The 20,000-nt window shown below is 63.8% G+C and carries 18 protein-coding genes; 10 read left to right on the top strand and 8 right to left on the bottom strand.

Going from position 1 to position 20,000, the window contains the following annotated elements; genetic code table 11:
- The first annotated feature begins 129 nt into the window (after window positions 1–129).
- The gene (locus tag RHO23_RS01480; RefSeq protein WP_423488588.1) at window positions 130–948 is read left to right on the top strand and encodes a hypothetical protein; all 819 of its coding nucleotides are present in this window, start codon (window positions 130–132) and stop codon (window positions 946–948) included.
- Here the strand turns inward: RHO23_RS01480 and RHO23_RS01475 are convergent.
- The 4 genes from RHO23_RS01475 to RHO23_RS01460 form a co-directional block, all read right to left on the bottom strand.
- On the bottom strand, window positions 945–1,580 hold the full coding sequence (locus RHO23_RS01475; protein ID WP_423488587.1) for a TetR/AcrR family transcriptional regulator: 636 nt from the start codon (window positions 1,578–1,580) through the stop codon (window positions 945–947). The genes RHO23_RS01480 and RHO23_RS01475 overlap by 4 nt on opposite strands.
- A 144-nt stretch (window positions 1,581–1,724) precedes the next feature.
- Complete coding sequence (locus RHO23_RS01470; protein ID WP_423488586.1) at window positions 1,725–1,886, bottom strand: hypothetical protein; 162 nt, start codon at window positions 1,884–1,886, stop codon at window positions 1,725–1,727.
- A 195-nt stretch (window positions 1,887–2,081) separates the two neighbouring features.
- Window positions 2,082–3,731, bottom strand: coding sequence for a fatty acyl-AMP ligase (locus RHO23_RS01465; protein ID WP_057963792.1), 1,650 nt, complete (start codon window positions 3,729–3,731; stop codon window positions 2,082–2,084).
- A 231-nt stretch (window positions 3,732–3,962) separates the two neighbouring features.
- The gene (locus RHO23_RS01460; RefSeq protein ID WP_057963791.1) at window positions 3,963–4,913 is read right to left on the bottom strand and encodes a 4-(cytidine 5'-diphospho)-2-C-methyl-D-erythritol kinase; all 951 of its coding nucleotides are present in this window, start codon (window positions 4,911–4,913) and stop codon (window positions 3,963–3,965) included.
- Window positions 4,914–4,996: 83 nt separating this feature from the next.
- Between RHO23_RS01460 and RHO23_RS01455 the strand changes: the two genes are divergently transcribed.
- Window positions 4,997–5,914, top strand: coding sequence for a bifunctional helix-turn-helix transcriptional regulator/GNAT family N-acetyltransferase (locus RHO23_RS01455; protein WP_423488585.1), 918 nt, complete (start codon window positions 4,997–4,999; stop codon window positions 5,912–5,914).
- Here RHO23_RS01455 and RHO23_RS01450 read toward each other — a convergent pair.
- On the bottom strand, window positions 5,911–6,573 hold the full coding sequence (locus RHO23_RS01450; RefSeq protein ID WP_046252758.1) for a TetR family transcriptional regulator: 663 nt from the start codon (window positions 6,571–6,573) through the stop codon (window positions 5,911–5,913). The two genes, RHO23_RS01455 and RHO23_RS01450, sit on opposite strands and share 4 nt — an antisense overlap.
- A gap of 165 nt (window positions 6,574–6,738) precedes the next feature.
- On the opposite strand from RHO23_RS01450, the gene RHO23_RS01445 reads away from it, so the two are divergent.
- The 4 genes from RHO23_RS01445 to RHO23_RS01430 are packed head-to-tail and all read left to right on the top strand — an operon-like array spanning window position 6,739 to window position 12,451.
- Window positions 6,739–7,161: an MmpS family protein gene (locus RHO23_RS01445; protein ID WP_101312646.1), complete on the top strand. Its 423-nt coding sequence runs from the start codon at window positions 6,739–6,741 to the stop codon at window positions 7,159–7,161.
- Window positions 7,158–10,097: an RND family transporter gene (locus RHO23_RS01440; RefSeq protein ID WP_057963788.1), complete on the top strand. Its 2,940-nt coding sequence runs from the start codon at window positions 7,158–7,160 to the stop codon at window positions 10,095–10,097. The genes RHO23_RS01445 and RHO23_RS01440 overlap by 4 nt, the downstream gene beginning before the upstream one ends.
- Before the next feature lie 49 nt (window positions 10,098–10,146).
- Entirely contained in the window at window positions 10,147–10,947 is an 801-nt protein-coding gene (locus RHO23_RS01435; protein WP_070942774.1) for a serine/threonine-protein kinase, read from the top strand.
- 19 nt (window positions 10,948–10,966) lie between these two features.
- Window positions 10,967–12,451 (top strand): amino acid permease, encoded by a 1,485-nt coding sequence (locus RHO23_RS01430; RefSeq protein ID WP_057963786.1) that lies wholly within the window; start codon window positions 10,967–10,969, stop codon window positions 12,449–12,451.
- Between the two features lie 3 nt (window positions 12,452–12,454).
- Here the strand turns inward: RHO23_RS01430 and rsmA are convergent, their stop codons facing one another.
- The 3 genes from rsmA to RHO23_RS01415 form a co-directional block, all read right to left on the bottom strand.
- A complete protein-coding gene (gene rsmA, locus RHO23_RS01425) occupies window positions 12,455–13,345 on the bottom strand; it encodes a 16S rRNA (adenine(1518)-N(6)/adenine(1519)-N(6))-dimethyltransferase RsmA (protein WP_057968640.1) in 891 nt (296 codons plus the stop codon).
- Window positions 13,318–14,445, bottom strand: coding sequence for a resuscitation-promoting factor (locus RHO23_RS01420; protein WP_046252756.1), 1,128 nt, complete (start codon window positions 14,443–14,445; stop codon window positions 13,318–13,320). The genes rsmA and RHO23_RS01420 overlap by 28 nt, the downstream gene beginning before the upstream one ends.
- Window positions 14,446–14,518: 73 nt before the next feature.
- On the bottom strand, window positions 14,519–15,394 hold the full coding sequence (locus RHO23_RS01415; protein ID WP_423488584.1) for a TatD family hydrolase: 876 nt from the start codon (window positions 15,392–15,394) through the stop codon (window positions 14,519–14,521).
- Window positions 15,395–15,425: 31 nt separating this feature from the next.
- Between RHO23_RS01415 and metG the strand changes: the two genes are divergently transcribed.
- The 4 genes from metG (at window position 15,426) to RHO23_RS01395 (ending at window position 20,000) form a co-directional block, all read left to right on the top strand.
- Window positions 15,426–16,985, top strand: coding sequence for a methionine--tRNA ligase (metG, locus tag RHO23_RS01410; protein WP_423488583.1), 1,560 nt, complete (start codon window positions 15,426–15,428; stop codon window positions 16,983–16,985).
- An 89-nt stretch (window positions 16,986–17,074) separates the two neighbouring features.
- Window positions 17,075–18,232, top strand: coding sequence for an NAD(P)/FAD-dependent oxidoreductase (locus RHO23_RS01405; RefSeq protein WP_423488582.1), 1,158 nt, complete (start codon window positions 17,075–17,077; stop codon window positions 18,230–18,232).
- Between the two features lie 2 nt (window positions 18,233–18,234).
- A complete protein-coding gene (locus tag RHO23_RS01400; protein WP_030094556.1) occupies window positions 18,235–19,140 on the top strand; it encodes an RNA polymerase sigma-70 factor in 906 nt (301 codons plus the stop codon).
- A 41-nt stretch (window positions 19,141–19,181) separates the two neighbouring features.
- Complete coding sequence (locus tag RHO23_RS01395; protein WP_064407969.1) at window positions 19,182–20,000, top strand: GNAT family N-acetyltransferase; 819 nt, start codon at window positions 19,182–19,184, stop codon at window positions 19,998–20,000.

Raw genomic sequence — 20,000 nt, 5'->3', positions numbered from 1 at the left:
ATGAGACTCTTGTGAATCGATAGTCTCTGTGCGACCATCACTCTACAAAAGTCTCATGAGACTTTTCAATAGCAATAGTCTTAATTTGTGAACAGGCGCTGCGGCGCTCCAACCAACCGGGAGACACAGATGGAGTTCAAGCACCCGCCAGTCCCCCTCGACATGACCGCCAATGTCGCGGTGTCCTGGGGATTTCTGGCATTTACTGCCGTTTCGTTCGTCGCAACCCTGGCCTGGGCGTTGCGCATGGGAACACGTTCCCGGGATTGGCTTCCGCTAATACTCATGGCAGGCGGGGTGCTCTGCGGGTTCCTCGAGCCTGGCGGTGACATTCTTGGCGCCACGTTTTATCCGTTGAACACCCCGCTGCTGGTCTTCGAGCTGTGGGGACGTCACATTCCGCTGTTCGTGTTCGTCGGCGAGTCCATGTTCTTTGCGACCGCCGTCTACTTCGCTTACCGGTTCCTTGTCACCGGAACATCAGTAGCACGCCTTCTCGGGATCCTGGTTGCCTTCAGCCTTTTCGACGCCGCCATGGAAATGACCATCAGCCAGTTCCACGTAATGACCTACTACGGCGACAATCCGACACTGATACTTGGACTACCGCTGTACTCGCTTATGCAAAATGGTGCACTTGCCCTGGTCGGCGGTTGGACGATTCTGGTGGCGGCTCCGCATCTGCTGGGTGTGCGGAAACTGCTTCTCGCACTTTTGGTTCCGCTATCCTTTGGACTGCAGGCGTTCGTCACCACGTGGCCGATGTATCTGGGCCTGAACACGGGAGCTTCGCGCTCAAGTCTGCTCATCCTGGGACTGATCGCTACCGCGGCCAATCTTGCGCTACCGATTCTGTGCGTCTATTCACCGCAGGCCCGGGCGCTCCGTACACACCCAGTACCCGCGCGCACCCAGTCCGGGACTGGAGCCTTGGTGGGCCAGGGCTAGCCCCGAGACTTGCGGCGCCCCTCGAACGCGGGGCCAACCAACGCAAGGAAAGACTCACGAAGCTCATCGGTGCCAGCCACATCCATGCTCGAGTCCGGCACCAGCGCATAGGCAATCGCCAAATGGCATACGAGGTCGGCAAGGTCGACATTGTCCACAGGAGAACGCGCCGGCCGGTCAGTTTCCGCGATGATGCTCGCTACCAGCGCGCGCGCCAGCTCCATGGCAGGCAGCTCTTGAGATCGAGAGAAGTCGACCAACTGCTGCGGATCATCGGCAAGCAGCCGTCGAAACGCGGGATTGACGCGCGAGAAGCGGACCGCCTGAGCCAACAAGTCAGCAAGCGCCACTGCAGGACCAGCCGATACCTCAATCGTCCGCAGGAGTTCGACGACGAACTTTCGAAGTTCTCGAAGGATGACACGATTGACCACTGTGCCCTTGGTGCCGAATCGTCGAAAGATGGTCGCACGACTGACCCCTGAGCGCTCAACAATGTGCGGCATCGTGACGTTCCGCTCGCCGCAATCTCCGATCAGTTCGGCCGCAGCGTCCAGAACGCGCGCGTCTATCGGGTCATCGACCTCATTGAAGAGAACCGCAAATGGGTGCTCCTCAAACCGATCCAACAAAGACAGCTGCTCGCTCCTTACTCACCGTCTCAACATGGGCAAGCGTATGGCACATGTGAGCGAACCGAGCCACGGCACGCTGTCACACCCATTCCCGCAGCCGTAGCAACGATACGGCCTCGATCACGCGAGCTCGTGGGGCAGTCAGAGTGCGATGGTGTCGTGTACCGCCGAGACGTAGAAGACCTGCGGATCGAATCCGGGGCGACCATCTCCCTCGGCTCCGCTGACCACCACCCACACACCGTCGATGGGCCACGATTGTTCGAACCAGACATCCTGCTGGATGCCTGTGCCAGACCACATGATTCGAGCCAACAACCCGCGATCCGGATAGCTTGCCAGTACAGACACGATACGTCCGAGCCGGAAAGAGGGATCTGCAGCGCATGTCTGGGCGGCGTGCGCCAAACGACGCTGTGCGGACTGGCGCCTCCAGCCTGGGCCGCCTATGCGCCACACGATCAACGCGATGGCACCGATGAGCAGAAGCGTTAGCACCTAGATGACGAGGGCCACCGATGTCGAGCGGCGCAGCTTGCCGGACGGCGTCTTCGGAATGCTGCCCGGTCCAAGCACCACCACGTTGCGCGGACGCACATCGACCTCGGCAACGACCTCGTGCGCGACCTGCTGCTCGATCCGGCGAACCTCGTCCGCATTCTCGAATGCGTTGGACTCCACCACAACCGCGAAGGTCTCGCGCTGATTCTTGGGGTCCACCCCGGCTTCCAGCCGCACGGCGACCGCACAACCCGGCCGTACACCCTCGACGCGGCCGGCCGCACGTTCGATATCGGTCGGGTAGATGTTGCGGCCCGCCATGATGATGACGTCCTTGACACGACCGCAGACCACCACGTGTCCACGCTCGGTCAGATAACCGAGGTCACCCGTGTTGTACCAACCGTTTTCGTCTTGTGCCGCCAGGAATCCACCCATAGTGACGTAACCGGGGGTCACCGACTCGCCACGCAACTCGATGACGCCGACGCCGCGCGGGGGCAGCACGTTCAGGTCCTCATCGATGACACGCGCCTCGATGCCGGGCAGCAGCGGGCCGAGTGTCGCCAGGTGGCGCAGATTTCCGCGGGTGGCGGGAACGGCGCGGCGCAGCGCGGCCAGCAGGTCGGCGTCAACCTCGTCGACGATGAGACCGGAGGCTTCAACCTCCGAGAAGGACACGGCCAAGGCGGTTTCGGCCATGCCGTAGGCAGGAACCATCGCGGAGGGCTTGAACCCAAAGGGCTTTCCGGCATCGCACAGGTCGTGGACCACGGCCGGATCCACCGGCTCGGCGCCGGAGAGCACGAATCGCAGGGTCGAGAGGTCGAAGTCGCCCGGCTTGGCCTGGTTGCGCAGCCGCTTGGCGAACAGCGAGTAGGCGAAGTTCGGGGCTGCCGTCATGGTGCCCTTGTACTTGTCAATCAGCCTGCCCCACAACAGAACATCGCGCATGAAGTCCATCGGGGTGATCTTCACCAGCTCGGCACCGAAGAACATCGGCACCGTGAGGAAGCCGACCATGCCCATATCGTGGAACAGCGGCAACCAGCTGACCATCACGTCGGACTCGGGCTTGTACTTGGAGGCGACGTACATGCCGTGCGCGTTGGCGTAGAGGTTGCGGTGGGTGATCTTGACCGCCTTCGGGGAACCCGTCGACCCCGAGGTCAGCTGCATGAGCGCGACAGCATCCTCGTCGACATCCAGGGGCTCGATCGCATCGGCGTCCCACAGATCCTTGATCTGGACGACGATGACGCCCTTCTCCTCCAGCACCGGTGCGGCGGCGTCGAACGGCGCGGACACGATGACGGCCTTCGCCCCGATCATGTCGACAACCTTGAGGGTGTCCTCGGCCCACACGGCGAGGTCGGTGCGCGGGGTCGGCTGGTGCAGCATCGTCAGCGAGGCACCACGCATCCAGACCGCCTGGATCGCCGGGGCGATCTCGACGGGCATACCCACCAGCATGCCGATCGCATCGTCAGGCCCGAGACCTGCGGCGGCCAGACCACCGGCCAGCTGTTTGGCGCGCTCGTGGACCTGCTTCCAAGTGTGCCGAACGGGAGTGTCGGGTTCGCCGGTGACCATGCCCTTGCTGCTGGACAGCGCATTGGCGTAGAGCTCGTCGGTAAACCTGCTCACAGTTCCTCCTGGCCTAGGCCTGTTGGGCGAGTCACGCGTCCTTATCGGATGGTCCGCCACAGCTGCCGCGACGCGCGGTAGGCGCGCGCGGGGCCGTTAGCAGCGGATTCATATCGTTCAGGTGACAGTCCGGATGCCTTCGTACGATCCCGTAGCATCTTAGGCTTTTCTTAATCGCCGTCAAAACCCACTGTGATCTGGCCGTTCGGCGTGTCGCACTATTCGGCGTGTCTAGCCGTCGCTGCGACCCTGGATGACCTGCGCGCCATGCACGGGCCCGCTGGCCACCCGGACGGTCCGGCACACGCCGGCGCCGGCGAGCTCGGCACCCACCTGCACCGCATCGTCGGCCGAGGTACACAAGAACGCACACGTGGGGCCGGAACCGGACACGATTCCGGCGAGAGCACCCGCGGATTCCCCTGCCCGGAGCGTGCGCCGCAGACCCGGATTGAGACTCACCGCAGCGGCCTGCAGCTCATTGCCCAGCAGCGGCGCCAACCGGCGTGCGTCCCCGGCAGCGAGCGCCCCGAGCAATTCGTCGGACTCGTCGAGCCGCGGCGGATCGCCGTTCTCGCGCAGCCGGTCAATCTCCCGGAACACATCGGGTGTCGACAATCCCCCGTCGGCGAACGCAAAGACCCAGTGAAAGACGTTGCGCGCCAAAACCGTGGCCAGCTGCTCGCCCCGGCCCGTACCGAGGGCGGTTCCTCCGTGCAATGCAAACGGGACATCGCTGCCGAGCCGCGCGGCAAGGTGGTGCAGATCGCGGCGCGGCACACCGGCGCGCCAGAGCTCGTTCATCGCGACCAGCACCGCGGCCGCATCGGCGGATCCGCCGGCCATACCGCCTGCGACCGGGATGTCCTTGTTGATGAAGATCGACACGTCGGGGGCGCGGCCCACATGGTCGGCGAAGAGTTCGGCGGCCTGCCAGGCAAGGTTGCGCTCGTCGGTGGGCACCGTCCCCTCGCCCTGCCCGACAACGTCGACCGACAGCACATCGGCATCCCGAACCGTGACGTCATCGGCCAGGGAAACGGCATGGAAAACGGTGGTCAGCTCGTGATAGCCGTCGTCACGCAGGTCTCCAACGGCGAGGTACAGATTGACCTTGCCGGGCGCCCGAACGGTTACCGCGCCGGTGGGCACCCAATCGGAGACGGTCTCGGACACGCCCATGAGGGTACGTTCTGGCGGCGCACTTGGCCGTTACCCGTCGAACAACGGAGACATCGCGGCTTTATCTGACTAGAGTCAGGTAAATGACCGATGCCCTGGTCGACGGGTTGCGCAGCTTCAACAGAACCGTCACCCAACGAATAGGCGTCCTCGAGAGCGAATACCTCACCCGGGACCGCCCACTGGGGCAGTCCCGGGTGCTGTGGGAGATCGGCGCCAACGGTTCCGGACTCTCGGGGGGATGCGATATCCGCGAGCTGCGTGCCCGCCTGGGACTGGACTCGGGGTACCTGAGCCGGCTGTTGCGTGCCCTGGAAGGCGGTGGGCTCATCGATGTGAATGCCGCGGACGGCGACACCCGGGTGCGCACCGCGCGCCTGACGCCCGCAGGCCACACCGAACTGTCCGAGCTGGATCGTCGCTCGGACGACCTAGCGCGTTCAATCCTGGAACCGCTCAGCATCAGCCAGCGGCAACGGCTCGCCGATGCCATGGCCGAAGTCGAACGACTCTTTGTGGCCTCGCAGGTTCAGGTCGCTGTCATGGACACCCGCTCCTCGGAGGCCCGGTATTGCATTCGCGCCTACTTCGACGAGATCTCGGCGAGGTTCTCCGGCGGGTTTGATCCCGCGCTGACGCTCCCCGCCGGAGACGCCGAACTCTGCGCCCCCGCCGGACTGTTCCTCGTCGCAACCCTGCATGAAGAGCCCGTCGGCTGCGGTGGGCTCAAGCTCCTCAGGAACGCTGGCGGCATCATCGAAACGGCCGAAGTCAAACGAGTGTGGATTTCCCCCAATGTCCGCGGTATGGGACTCGGGAAACGAATTCTCGCCGAGCTTGAGCAGCGGGCGATCACCCACGGCGCCCGCACGATTCGCCTGGACACTAACCGGGCGCTTACCGAAGCGATCGCGATGTACCGCTCGGCGGGCTACAGCGAGGTCGCCGCGTTCAACGACGAAAAGTACGCGCACCACTGGTTCGAAAAGCGGCTGGGTTAAGGCGTTTTCGCGGCCCCGATGCAGGTGGCGGTGAGCAGCCGCGTCAGCGTGCTGGCGAAATCCGTGTCCCAGTCTTGCGGAAAGCCTGGCTCTTCCTTGAAATCGTGCTCGAGCCCCTCGGGGGGATGAGTGAACTGCCACAGCATTCCGGACAGTGCGAAGGCCGAAGTGACGATGTCGAGCGCGCTGTTGCGGTCCAGCTCCGGCACCGCGCGTTCTATCGCGTCGACCATCGTCATCGCCGCCGCCTGGTTGACCCGCTGAGCCTCCCGGACCTGGCCGAGTTCCACCTCGTGCTCAAGGTGCAGATAATGGCTACCCAGCAGATCGCAGAACAGCGGCGCCTCGATGAGAGCACGCGACAGCACGGCACCGACGTCTGCGGGCGACCGTTCCTGCGAGCCGTCCAATGCCGAGCACACGGATTCGGCCAACGCGGCCATACCTTCTGTCGAGAGCCTCAGCAGCACCTCTTTATGGGAGCTGAAGTAGCGGCGCACCGCGGAGTGATGGACACCCGCACGATTGGCCAAACCCGTGAGAGTGACCGACGCGACACCGGACTCCAGCGCCAGCGAGCGCGCCGCTTCCACGATCGTTGCCGCACGTTGACGCTTGTTCTCCTCCGAACGTGCGCGCCGGAAACCCAGATGTGTCATCCACCTCAAGATAACGCACGGCGTGTGACTTGCGGGCGCACTTACCCGCTGGTAGGTTGCCTGTAACGCACACGCTATGCGTTATACGTGAACGCTTCATGCACTTTCCGGTAAACGATCTGTTCGACAGCACACGGGTGAAGGGGTCCTGCGATTCTCAGCGCATTGAAGCGGGCGTGGATCCCGGTGGTCATGGTGCTTGTCCTGGCTATCGCGGGTTTTGCGGTATGGCGCATTCGCGGCATCTTCGGTTCTCATCAGCTGCCCACCTACGCCGGCAGCATGACCGACGACAAAAACAACTCCAAGCCCAAGCACGTGGTCTACGACATCTTCGGCCCGCCCGGAACCGTTGCCGACATCAACTACATCGACAAGGAAGGGGAGCCCCACCAGATCAACGGGGCGACGCTACCGTGGTCGATTGAGATCGTCACGACGGCACCGTCGATGACGGGCAACATCCTGGCGCAGACCCGCAATGCTGACGGGCTGGGCTGCCGCATTACGGCCAATGGCGAGATAAAAGACGAGAGGTATACCAACGAGGTGAGCGCCTACGTCTACTGCTTTGTGAAGTCCGCATGAGCGGGGCACACGCCAACGGCGAGCCCACATTCATCGCCAAATGGATTCGGCGCCTGTCGGTTCCCATTGTCATCGCATGGGTGGCAATCGTCGTCATCCTCGCCCTCTCGGCGCCTCAGCTGGAACAGGTCGGTCAAGAGAACACCGTTTCGCTGAGCCCCAACGACGCGCCGTCGATGAAGGCCATGAAGAACATGGGACGGCTCTTCCAGGAGTCGGACTCCAACAGCGCGGCCATGATCGTGCTGGAGGGCGACCAACCGCTGGGCCCCGGCGCGCACAAGTTCTACGACGAAATGGTGACGCAGCTGCGCGCGGACACCAAACACGTTCAGCACGTTCAGGACTTCTGGGGCGATCCGCTCACCGAGTCCGGCGCGCAGAGCACCGACGGCAAGTCCACCTACGTACAGGTCAACCTGGCCGGCGACATGGGCGAGACGCTCGCGAATGAATCGATCGAGTCCGTCCGCGACATCATCAAGAAACTGACCACCGACGCGCAGGGCAACCCCAAGCCGATGCCGGACGGGCTCAAGGTCTACGTCACCGGGCCCGCCGCCCTGCAGACCGACTTGGCCCACGCCGGCGACAGCAGCATGATCAAGATCACCGGGCTGACGTTCATCGTCATCATCGTGATGCTGGCGTTCTTCTACCGATCGTTCTTCACCGTGCTGTTGGTGCTGCTCATGGTGGGCATCCAGCTGGGCGCCGCACGCGGAGTGATCTCGGTGCTCGGCGACAACCACATCATCGGACTGTCCACCTTCGCGGTGAATCTCCTTGTGGTGCTGGTCATCGCGGCGGGAACCGACTACGCCATCTTCCTCATCGGGCGATATCAGGAAGCCCGGGTCAAGGGGCTGGATAGCGAAGCCTCGTACTACGACATGTTCCATGGCACAGCACATGTCATCTTGGGCACGGGATCGACGATCGCCGGCGCCATGTACTGCCTGAGCTTCACCCGCATGCCTTACTTCCAGACCCTGGGCGTGCCCTGCGCCGTGGCGGTTCTGACGGCCGTGGCCGTCGCCCTCACTCTGGGACCGTCGCTGATCACCATTGGAAGCCGCTTCGGCCTGTTCGAGCCCAAGCGCGCCATGCGAATTCGCACCTGGCGCCGTATCGGTGCCGCGATCACCCGCTGGCCGGGCCCGATCCTGGCCGCTTCGATGGCGATCGCGATCATCGGACTGGCCGCGCTTCCCGGCTACCAGACCAGCTACGACGACAAGAAGTACATCCCCAAGGACATCCCGGCGAACCAGGGCTTCCAAGCCGCCGACCGGCACTTCGACCCGGCCCGGATGAACCCGGAAATGCTGGTCTTGGAGTCAGATCACGATATGCGGAACTCCGCGGACTTCCTGGTGATCGACAAGCTGGCCAAGGCTGTCTACAAGGTTCCGGGAATCGCACGCGTGCAAGCGATTACCCGTCCTCAAGGCACCCCGATCGAACACAGCTCCATCCCCTTCCTCATCAGCGCCCAGGGCGTCGGCCAGGTTCAGAACATGAAGCTGATGAAGGACCGGATGGCCGATATGAAGGTCCAGGCCGACCAAATGGGCCTCATGGTGAACACCATGAAAAAGATGCTGGCCAACATGACCGAGCTCACCGGCGTGATGCACCAGATGATCGTCGAGATGCACACCCTGCAGGGCACCATCCATGACATGCGGGACAGCCTCGAGAACTTCGACGACTTCTTCCGCCCCATCAAGAACTACTTCTATTGGGAGAAGCACTGCTTCGATATCCCGGTCTGCCAGGCGTTCCGATCGATCTTCGAGGTGCTCGACAAGATCGATGAGCTCACCGAGAACATGGACGGCATGGTCCTCTCGATGGAGAAGATGGACGTCATCATGCCCCAGATGGTTGCCGATATGCGGGACATGATCCCGCTCATGGAATCCATGCAAAACATGATGCTGACGATGTACAGCACCATGGGCGGCATGTACAACCAGATGGACGAGATGAGCAAGGACTCGACCGCCATGGGCAAGGCCTTTGACAAGGCCAAGAACGACGACTCCTTCTACCTGCCGCCGGAGATCTTCGACAACCCCGACTTCAAGCGCGGCCTCAAGATGTTCCTGTCCCCCGACGGCAAGACGCTGCGCATGATCATCTCGCATCGCGGTGATCCCACGTCGCCCGAAGGACTTTCACATATCGAGCCCATCAAGCTGGCCGCGATCGAAGCCGTCAAGGGCACTCCCCTTGAGGATGCCAAGATCGAATTGGGTGGCACCGCAGCGACATTCAAGGACATGTCCGACGGCGCCCGATACGACCTGATGATCGCCGGCATCTCCGCGCTGTGCCTGATCTTCCTGATCATGCTGCTCATCACCCGAAGCTTCGTGGCCTCGCTGGTGATCGTCGGCACCGTGTTGCTGTCCCTGGGCGCGTCATTCGGCTTGTCGGTCATCATCTGGCAGTACATCCTGGGGCAGGAATTGCACTGGATGGTCATGCAAATGGCGATCATCGTGCTGCTCGCCGTGGGATCCGACTACAACCTGCTGCTGGTGTCCCGGCTCAAGGAAGAACTACCGGGCGGGTTGAAGACGGGCATGATCCGGGCAATGGGTGGCACCGGCAGCGTGGTGACATCCGCGGGCCTGGTGTTCGCCTTCACCATGATGGCCATGGCCATCAGCGATCTGACGATCATCGGCCAGGTGGGTACCACCATCGGTCTGGGTCTGCTCTTCGACACCCTGGTGGTGCGGTCGTTCATGACACCAGCCATCGCGACCCTGCTGGGCCGCTGGTTCTGGTGGCCGCTGAATGTGCGCACCCGGCCACTGCCGCCGCCGAGAACACCTCAGCCGGCAGGTTCGGTACCGCCTCCCCCAGCGCCCGTCGGTGCGGGACCAGATCCGGTGACCACAGAGTTCCCCAGACACGCGTAGTAGGACGAAATCCGCCACCACGCTGGGCTACTCGTGACACCCTCGGTGCATGCCGGTACCGGGTGGCGAATTCCATGGCTACGTCATCGACGCTGTGGCGGGCCGTGGCGGTACGGCACAGGTCTTCCTGGCGCACCGCGATAGCGGTCCGGACGTCGCCCTGAAGGTGCTGGATCCACGGCATAGAAACCCCGAGAGTATCGACCGGTTGCACCGGGAATTTGATTTAGCCCAAAGGTTTTCGCATCCGCGCATCATCACGGTCTACGAACGCGGTGACGATTGGCTGGCCATGGAAGCGCTCACCGGCGGCTCGGCGAAAGACTTGGTGGGCACAGATCAAAGCTGGATCATGCCCATCAAGCTAACTACCCTTCAACAGATCGCCGGAGCGCTGGACTACATTCACGACGCCCAGGTGGTGCATTGCGATGTGAAGCCGTCCAACATCATGCGCCGGCGCTCGGGCGGCGCCGTGCTCACAGATTTCGGTATCGCCCAGGAACTTGCTCTCGCCTCCGGGCCGCGCAGGCCCGTGGTGCAGACATCGCTGCCCTACGCGGCACCCGAGGTGCTGCGCGGGCAACCCGTCACGGCGGCCACCGACCAGTATGCGTTGGCCTGCACCGCGGTCGAACTGTTCGACGGTAAACCCCCCTTCACCGCGCGCACGGCGATGAGACTCGCTGACCTGCACCTGAACGCCACTCCGTGGCCGATCTCATACCGCCATAAGGACATCCCCCGAGCGTTCGATTCGATCGTCGCCAAGGCCATGGCCAAAGATCCGTTAAGCCGCTATCCGACATGTACGGAGTTCATAACACTTTTGACACACGCGATGACCTAATCCCCGGTACCGTCGCCCCATGGCATCTCCAGCTAATTACGATACGTCCGCCCTCACTCGCGAGGACGAGGGATATCACAAAGGCCTGAAGAACCGCCAAGTCCAGATGATCGGGATCGGCGGTGCCATCGGCACCGGCCTGTTCATGGGTGCCGGAAAACGACTGCATGAGGCCGGGCCAAGCCTCTGGCTCGTCTACGCGGTCTGCGGCATCTTCGTCTTCTTCATGCTGCGCGCCCTGGGCGAGCTGGTGCTGCACCGCCCGTCATCGGGGTCCTTCGTGTCATACGCGCGTGAATTCCTCGGGGAGAAGGCCGCTTACGTCGCCGGCTGGATGTACTTCGTCAACTGGGCGGCCACCTCGATTGTGGATGTCACCGCGATCGCCCTGTACATGCACTACTGGGGATCCTTCAAGGCCATTCCCCAGTGGACCATCGCACTCATCGCCCTGGTCATCGTGCTCACCATGAACATGATCAGCGTCAAGCTGTTCGGCGAGATGGAGTTCTGGGCCGCACTCATCAAAGTCGTTGCACTCGTGGCCTTCTTGATCGTCGGCATCGTGTTCTTGGCGGGACGATTCACCGTCGAAGGTGCCGCCACCGGGCCCTCGATACTCGCCGACAACGGTGGACTCTTCCCCACCGGACTATTGGCCCTGGTGGTGGTCACCTCCGGTGTGGTCTTCGCCTACGCCTCAGTGGAATTGGTGGGCACCGCGGCGGGTGAGACGGAGAACCCCGAGAAGGTCATGCCGAAGGCCATCAACGCCGTGGTGATTCGTATCGCCGTCTTCTACGTCGGCTCATTGATTCTGCTGGCATTGCTGCTGCCCTACACCCTCTACAAGGAGGGCGAGAGCCCGTTCGTGACGTTCTTCTCTCGGGTGGGTCTGCCCTACGCCGGCGACATCATGAACTTTGTGGTGCTCACTGCCGCGCTCTCAAGCCTGAACGCGGGCCTGTACAGCACCGGCCGCATCTTGCGTTCCATGTCCATGAATGGCAGTGCACCGCAACTCTTGTCCCGCATGTCATCCAACGGCGTCCCTTTCGCGGGCATCGCACTGACCGCGTGCTTCACCGTCGTCGGCGTCTTCATGAACATGGTCATCCCGGCCAAGGCGTTCGAGACCGCGCTAGATGTGGCAGCACTCGGAATCATCGCCTCGTGGGCCACCATCGTCATCTGTCAGCTGCGGCTGTACCAATGGACGCAACGGGGCATCTTGCAACGCGGCAAGTTCCAGATGCCCGGCGCTCCCTACACCGGGTACGCCACACTCATTTTCCTGCTGGTGGTGCTGGTGCTCATGTGTTACGAAAACTATTGGAACCTGGTGGCTCTGGGCATCTTCACGCCGCTGCTCATCATCGGCTGGTACCTATCCAAGGAACGCGTCATGCAGCTGGCCCGCGAGCGCGTGGGCTACACCGGGCAATACCCGGTGATCGCGGAGACTCCGATGATGGACGATCCGCCCAACCTCGGAGACAAGTAGAACCTAGACGATCGCCGAACGCTCCAGCAGCCGGGCGAAATCGGCGACATCCAGCGTCTCGCCGCGCCGCGCCGGATCGATACTGGCAGCCAGCAGCCGGCGTGCCGACTCGTCACCCGAGCCCGCCCACTCCGCGAATGCGTTACGAGAGGTCTTGCGGCGCTGGGCGAATGAGATGTCGATGAGGTCGAAGAGCTCCTTACGGAACCCGGCATCGGAGGGCCAGATCGCGTCAGGATGGCGGTCGATGCGCACCAGACCCGAGTACACCCGCGGAATCGGCCAGAACACCGCGGGAGACACCGTACCGAGACGCTTCACCTTGCCGAAGTAGCGCACCTTCACACTCGGCACACCGTAGATCCGCGAACCCGGCTCCGCCGTCAGCCGATCGGCCACCTCGGACTGGACCATCACCAAAATGGTCTTCACCGACTCGAATTCGGTCAGAATCCGCAGTAGCGCCGGGACCGCGACGTTGTAGGGCAGGTTGGCCACCATGGCCGTCGGCGGATCCCCCGTGATATCGGCGGGGGTGAGCTTCAGTACGTCTTGGTGAATCACCGAGAACCGGTTGAACTCGCTGTGCGAGTGCTCCTTGACGGTGGCCGGAAGGCGTCGAGCCAACACCGGATCCACCTCGACGGCGGTCACCGCACAGCCCTTGTCCAGCAGCCCCAGCGTCAGTGAGCCCAGGCCGGGCCCCACCTCGATGACGTGATCGCCCTTACCGACACCCGATGCCGACACAATCCGGCGAATGGTGTTGGCGTCGTGAACGAAGTTCTGGCCCAGCGTCTTCGTCGGTCGGAAATCGAGATCCTTGGCCAGTTGTCGGATCTCGGTGCGGCCGAGCAGCCTGATGGTCAGCGGGCACCGACCCTCGCGCTGCATACCGGCCAAGCGCCCCAACCCTGCACAGCCAGCGTCTTCTCGGCGATGGCGATCTGTTCCTCACGCGTCGCGAGGTCGGCACGCGGTGCGTACTTGGCGCCGCCGTGGGCCAGCCAGGTCCCGTAATCGAACTGCACGCCGCCGTAGAAGCCGTTGCCCGTGTTGATGGCCCAGTTGCCACCGGCCTCACAGGAAGCCAGGGCGTCCCACGCCGAGCCACGGGTCACCGCGGGCACCTCGGTGCCCGGCTTGGCACCAACCCGCAGCACCGAGTCGCGGGCGGGGGTCAGCACGTTGTTGGACACCGGCATACGCCCGGTTTCGCGGCCATTGACCGTCAGCACCGAGTACACGATGTCCTGAGTACCGGGAGCGCCCGGGTCTTCGACGACCGAGCGGCTCATGTTCATGTCGGCGTCTTCGATCTTCTGAGGAGTCGGAGCCAACGGAGCCTGTTCGGTCACCTTGCTGACGCGGATGCGCGTCACAGTGATCGGCATATCGGCGGTCACGGGAGTGCTCGGCGCGGGATCGACGGTGTCGAACTGCTGCAGCGGGTTACCGGTGGCCTCCAGGAGCGTTCCCACGGTGGGCGCGGCGATACGCGGGGTGCTGATCGCACCGCCGTCGTTCAGGCGCACGGTCTTGGCACTGACCACCGCCAGCGACATGCCCTCCAACGGGAGACGGCTGCCGCGTGTGGCGGCGGTCGGGGCGGTGTCGGTCATGGACAACTGAGACAGCGCGTCGTTCACCGTGTTGGCGGTGGTCCAGACCTGCTGGGTGCCCTGCCCGTCCACGGAGATGTCCAGCGGGCGCGAGCGCTTGAGCACGATGGTGTCGCCGTCGCGCACCGCGTCGTGCTTGGCGGGAGCGACATCGTCACGATCCGTCAGCGCATACCCGTAGTCGGCCAGGACCTCGGACACCTGCGACTTGACGGTCGTGACCGTCATGGCGTTCCCGTCGACGTTGAGAGTCAGAGTCTTGTGCGCAGCGATGGCGTAGCCACCGCCCGCGCCGATCACCACCAGCAGGGCGGCCACAAGGGCGCGCAGCAAGGGCGATCGCGTTGCGTTGAGCTTCGTCAGTGCATTCACGAGTAGGAGATTCCTGCGTTCGTTTCGGTGCCTCGATACCGGTAGTCAACGGTGACACCACCCGGCAATCTGATCACGACACGGTAACGAAAGCATCGCGCGGAGGCAACTCATCAACCATCTTGAACACCCTTACTGCCGTCGCCGTGGACGCGGCCGCTAATCGCTCCGGGCGTTGCCCGGTTATCTCGGCGAGGGCCCGGACGGTGTACGGCAGACAGTACGACTCATTCGGTGCACCCCGATACGGATGGGGGGTCAGGTAGGGGGCATCGGTCTCTACCAGCAGTTGTTCGTCGGGAATGAGCGCGGCGGCCTCCCGGAGCGCATGCGCGTTCTTGAAACTCACCGTCCCCGACAAGCTCAAGATCCAGCCCTCAGCGACGCATCTCTTCGCCATCTCAGCATCCGATGAGAAGCAGTGGAAGATAACCGTGGCCGGCGCGCCCTCGGACTTCAGCACATCGAGCACTTCGGCGTCGGCATCGCGGTTGTGAATCATCAGCGCCTTGCCCGTCCGCTTAGCCAGTTCGATATGCCAAGCAAATGCTTCGCGTTGAACCGAGGGCTCCGCGCAGCCCTCCAATCGGCCCGGCCAATACAGATCCAAACCGGTCTCGCCGATGGCCACGACGCGGGGATGTGCGGCCAGATTTTCCAACTGCGCACGCGCACCGTCGGTGAGATCACCGGCACGGGTGGGATGCAGCGCCACGGCGGCGTACACCCGCGGATCACTCGCGGCGGCCGACACCGCCCACCGCGCCGACTCAAGATCATCGGCCACTGTCACCACACGTCCCACACCTACGGACTCCGCGCGATCGACGATGGCACGCACGTCCTGGTCCGTGACGGCGCCGCATGCATCCAGATGGGTGTGCGCATCGATGAGGGGCGCGAGCGGCTCGGGGTTGGGCGGGGCTTGCCTCTTATTGCCGGGCGTCATCAGAACACCAGTCTATAAAGTTGCTCAGACCATGCCTGAATCATTGGATCCGTTCTACATCACCACCGCCATCGCGTACCCCAACGGTGAGCCGCACATCGGCCACGCGTACGAGTACGTCGCGACCGATTCGGTCGCCCGCTTCAAGCGGCTGGACGGCTTCGACGTGCGTTACCTCACCGGTACCGACGAACACGGCTTGAAGGTGGCGCAGACGGCCACGGCAGCCGGAATCCCGACGGCGGAACTAGCCCGGCGCAATTCCGACGTGTTCGAGGCGTTGCAGCGCAAGCTCAACATCTCCTTCGATCGGTTCATCCGAACCACCGACCCCGATCACTACGAGGCATCGAAGGCGATCTGGCGCCGGATGGCCGATAACGGCGACATCTATCTGGACACCTACTCGGGCTGGTACTCGGTGCGTGACGAGGCGTATTACACCGACGCCGAAACCACCGTCGCCCCCGACGGCACCCGCACAGCCACCGCGACGGGAACCCCAGTCGACTGGACCGAGGAACATTCCTACTTCTTCAGGCTGTCGAACTACCAGGACAAACTGCTGGCACATTACGAGGCCCATCCGGAGTTCATCGGCCCGGCGGTGCGGCGCAACGAGATCGTCAGCTTCGTCTCCGGTGGTCTGCGCGATCTGTCCATCTCCCGCACCACGTTCGACTGGGGTGTGCCGGTACCCGACCACCCCGAACACGTCATGTACGTGTGGGTGGACGCCCTCACCAACTATCTGACGGGGGTGGGCTTCCCCGACACCTCGTCGGACTCGTTCACGCGGTATTGGCCCGCCGATCTGCACATGATCGGCAAGGACATCAGCCGGTTCCACACCGTGTACTGGCCGGCATTTCTGATGTCGGCCAGAATCGAACTGCCCAAGCGGGTTTTCGCACACGGCTTCCTGACCAACAAGGGCGAGAAGATGAGTAAGTCGATCGGCAATGTGGTCGACCCGATCAACCTCATCGACACCTTCGGGCTGGACCAGGTGCGCTACTTCCTGCTGCGCGAGGTTCCCTTCGGCCAGGACGGCAGCTACACCGAGGACGGTCTGATCGGGCGGATCAACGCCGACCTGGCCAACGAACTGGGCAACCTGGCACAGCGATCGCTGTCCATGGTCGCCAAGAATCTCGACGGCATCGTGCCCGAACCGGGCGACTTCGCACCCGAGGATCTGGAACTACTCAGCGCCGCGGACAGCCTGCTGGAACAAGCCCGCACCCATTTCGAGGTGCCGGCGATGCATCTCGCGCTGGAGGCGATCTGGCAGGTGCTGGGCGCGAGCAACCGGTACTTCTCGGCGCAGGAGCCCTGGGTGCTGGGCAAAAGTGACAGCGCCGAGGATCAGCTGCGGTTCGGCACCGTGCTGTACACCACGTTGGAGGTGGTGCGGATCGTCGCGCTACTGGTGCAGCCGGTGATGCCCGAGTCCGCGGCCAAACTGCTGGATCTGCTGGGCCAGTCCGAAGATCAGCGGGACTTCTCCGCGATCGGGACACGGCTCAAGCCCGGTGTGAGCCTGCCCGCACCGACGGGTGTGTTCCCGAAGTATCAGGTGCCCAAGTAGGTCGCAAAAGTGATCCCGGTCACGGTCTGTCACAGATTTCGTCGCGCCGGTGTCTTAAGGGCATCAGCGACTGAAAGGAAGTCACCGAAATGACCGAGAACACCCGAGTGATCGTGATCGGCGGAGGCTACGCGGGAACCCTGGCGGCCAACCAATTGCTCGCCAACAAGAACCTGACCGTGACCCTCGTCAACCCCCGACCGCACTTCGTCGAACGAATCCGGCTGCATCAGCTGGTCGCCGGAAGCAGCACCGCGACCGCCGACTACGACACCCTGCTCAACCCGGCCATCCGCCTCGTGGTCGACAAGGTCACCCATATCGATGCCGGTGCCCAGAAGCTGGAGCTCGCCTCCGGCACGGTGCTGCCGTACGACTACCTCGTCTACGCCGTCGGAAGTACCACCACAACCCCCGACATCCCCGGTGTGGCAGAACATGCGTTGTCCATCAACGAGTTCGAACACGCCCAGCAGGTACGGGCCCGGTACGAGAGGCTGGGGCCGGAGGCGCCGATCGTGGTCGTCGGCGCGGGCCTGACCGGCGTCGAGCTGGCCGGAGAACTGGCCGAGGTCGGTCGCCGCGTGACGCTGATCTGCGGCACACAACTGTTGCCGTCCCTCGGCGATCCGGCCCGACGCGCGGCCGCCAAGCGACTGGACAAGCTGGGCGTCGACGTGTTGGTGCCCGCCACGGTGGTGCGGGTGGACGAGGATTCGGTGACGCTGTCCGACGGACGCGTGCTGCCGACCGCGCTCACGGTGTGGACCGCGGGATTCGGGGTGCCACAGCTGGCCGCCGACAGCGGCCTGAGCACAGATGCCCTGGGCAGACTGCTCACCGACGAAACGCTGGTCAGCGTGGACAACCCGCGCGTCATCGCGGCCGGGGACGCCGCCAGCCCCTCAGGCGTGCCGCTTCGGATGAGCTGCCAGGCCGCCGGGCCACTGGCAGCCCGCGCCGTCAAGACGGTGTTGGCGCTGGTCGATGGTCTGCAGCCGGAGGCACGGAGCCAAATCTTCACCGGACAGAATGTCAGCATCGGGCGCAACGCTGCCGTCATCCAGTTGGGCCACACCGACGACACCCCCCGCAAGCTGTATGTGGGCGGGCGTGCAGGCGCCGCCATCAAGGAAATGGTTTGCAACGGAACGCTTTCCATCCTGGCAACTGCCGCAAAGCACCCCACGTGGTACTTCTGGCCCCAGGGCGGCAAGCGCGCCGAGGCCCTCAAGGTGCAGGCCTAGCGGTGTCCGACTCCGCCCATGCCGAGCTGTTCACCCACCTGCGCCCGCTGCTGTTCACCATCGCATACGAAATGCTGGGTTCCGCAACGGAAGCCGACGACGTACTGCAGGAGAGCTATCTGCGGTGGGCGCAGGTGGACCTGAACACGGTCACCGACACCAAGGCCTATCTGGCGCAGATCGTCAGCCGCCAATCACTGAACACCTTGCGGGCCAACAGCCGTCGGCGCGAGGAGTACGTCGGACCATGGCTGCCGGAGCCGGTGCGGGTGACCTTCGAGGGCAGCACCGACGACGCCTCGACCGACGTGGTTCTGGCCGAGTCGGTGTCCATGGCCATGCTGGTGGTGCTGGAAACGCTGGCGCCGGATGAGCGTGCCGTGTTTGTCATGCGAGAGGTCTTCGGCTTCGACTACGCCGAAATCGCCTCCACGGTATGCAAATCGGAGTCCGCGGTGCGCCAGATGGCGCACCGCGCCCGCGAGCATGTGCAGTCGCGCCGGCGCCGGTTCACCCCTACTGATCAGCAGACCGAGGAACTGACCACCAAGTTCCTGCTGGCCGCCGCGGGCGGCGATGTCGACGCACTGGTGGAAATACTCGCCCCCGACGCGGTGTGGACATCGGACGGCGGCGGGAAGGTCAGTGCCGCGCGGCGGCCGGTGTACGGGGCCGACAGAGTGGCGCGCGTCGCCATCGGGCTTTCGCGGGCGGCCGCGTCATTCCCCGACGTGCGCATGGAACTGAGCACGTACAACAGCACGCCCGCGCTGCTGATCTACAGCGAAGGCCGCCTCGACGCCGTGCTGGCGGTATCGATCACGGACGGCAAGGTGGCGCACGTTTTCGCGATCCGCAATCCCGACAAGCTGGCCACCGCCGAAACAGCGCGCCACATCAGCAGATAACCGGTGGCGGTCCCGGCGGGTTGTCAGACACAATCACCGGCGTGTTCTGTGACATCGATACCGCCGCGCGCATTGAGCGCGCCGAAGCCGACACGATTGCCGCGGGAACCGCGCGATGTGACGACGGTGTCGTGATACCACTGGCCGGGGGCGTCGCGTCCTATGCCGGACCCGATTCACCGATGAACAAAATCTCCGGACTCGGGTGGGGTGGCGTGCCCACCGCATCCGAGCTTGAGGCCGTCGAGCAGATGTTCGCCGACCACGACACCCCGGTGCAGGCCGAGGTCTCGAGCCTGGCCGATCCGGCGGTCGCCGAGCTGCTGACCCGGCGCGGTTACCTGCTGGTGTCGTTCGAGGACGTACTGGGCCTGACGCTGCGCGATATCCCCGCGCCGGTGCTCCCGGATGACATCACGGTGCGCCACAGCGGGGTCGATGAGCTGGCCAGCTGGCTCGACGTCATCGTCGAGGGGTTCGCGGTCCCCGATGACCAGGGCGTGGCCTCCCACGAATCATTTCCCCGCGAGGTGCTCTCCCGTGCGATCGATGCACTCTCGACGACGGAGGGTGTGCGGCGCTACATCGCCCTGCGGCAGGGCGTTGTGGCGGGCGGCGCAAGCATGCGCATCCTCGACGGGGTGGCCCAGCTCAACGGCGCGGCGACCGCCGCGCCACATCGGCGGCGCGGTATCCAGTCAGCACTGCTGACCACCCGGCTCCACGAAGCCGCAAGTGCCGCTGCGGATCTGGCTGTGGTCACCACACAGCCCGGATCGAAATCTCAGCAGAACACCCAGCGTCAGGGCTTCTCACTGCTGTACACCCGCGCGATCCTGGTGAAGGGTCTGCGAAACTAG

Source organism: Mycobacteroides sp. PCS013 (genome assembly GCF_049532645.1).
GTDB lineage: Bacteria > Actinomycetota > Actinomycetes > Mycobacteriales > Mycobacteriaceae > Mycobacterium > Mycobacterium gwanakae.
This window is presented reverse-complemented; position numbering and strand designations above follow the sequence as displayed.

Coding starts and splice junctions, on each gene's coding strand:
- RHO23_RS01440 (WP_057963788.1), top strand. CDS start 7,158: ATGAGCGGGGCACACGCCAACGGCGAGCCCACATTCATCGCCAAATGG.
- RHO23_RS01450 (WP_046252758.1), bottom strand. CDS start 6,573: ATGACACATCTGGGTTTCCGGCGCGCACGTTCGGAGGAGAACAAGCGT.
- RHO23_RS01430 (WP_057963786.1), top strand. CDS start 10,967: ATGGCATCTCCAGCTAATTACGATACGTCCGCCCTCACTCGCGAGGAC.
- RHO23_RS01435 (WP_070942774.1), top strand. CDS start 10,147: ATGCCGGTACCGGGTGGCGAATTCCATGGCTACGTCATCGACGCTGTG.
- RHO23_RS01405 (WP_423488582.1), top strand. CDS start 17,075: ATGACCGAGAACACCCGAGTGATCGTGATCGGCGGAGGCTACGCGGGA.
- RHO23_RS01455 (WP_423488585.1), top strand. CDS start 4,997: ATGACCGATGCCCTGGTCGACGGGTTGCGCAGCTTCAACAGAACCGTC.
- RHO23_RS01460 (WP_057963791.1), bottom strand. CDS start 4,913: ATGGGCGTGTCCGAGACCGTCTCCGATTGGGTGCCCACCGGCGCGGTA.
- RHO23_RS01415 (WP_423488584.1), bottom strand. CDS start 15,394: ATGACGCCCGGCAATAAGAGGCAAGCCCCGCCCAACCCCGAGCCGCTC.
- RHO23_RS01470 (WP_423488586.1), bottom strand. CDS start 1,886: ATGTGGTCTGGCACAGGCATCCAGCAGGATGTCTGGTTCGAACAATCG.
- RHO23_RS01480 (WP_423488588.1), top strand. CDS start 130: ATGGAGTTCAAGCACCCGCCAGTCCCCCTCGACATGACCGCCAATGTC.
- metG (WP_423488583.1), top strand. CDS start 15,426: ATGCCTGAATCATTGGATCCGTTCTACATCACCACCGCCATCGCGTAC.
- rsmA (WP_057968640.1), bottom strand. CDS start 13,345: ATGCAGCGCGAGGGTCGGTGCCCGCTGACCATCAGGCTGCTCGGCCGC.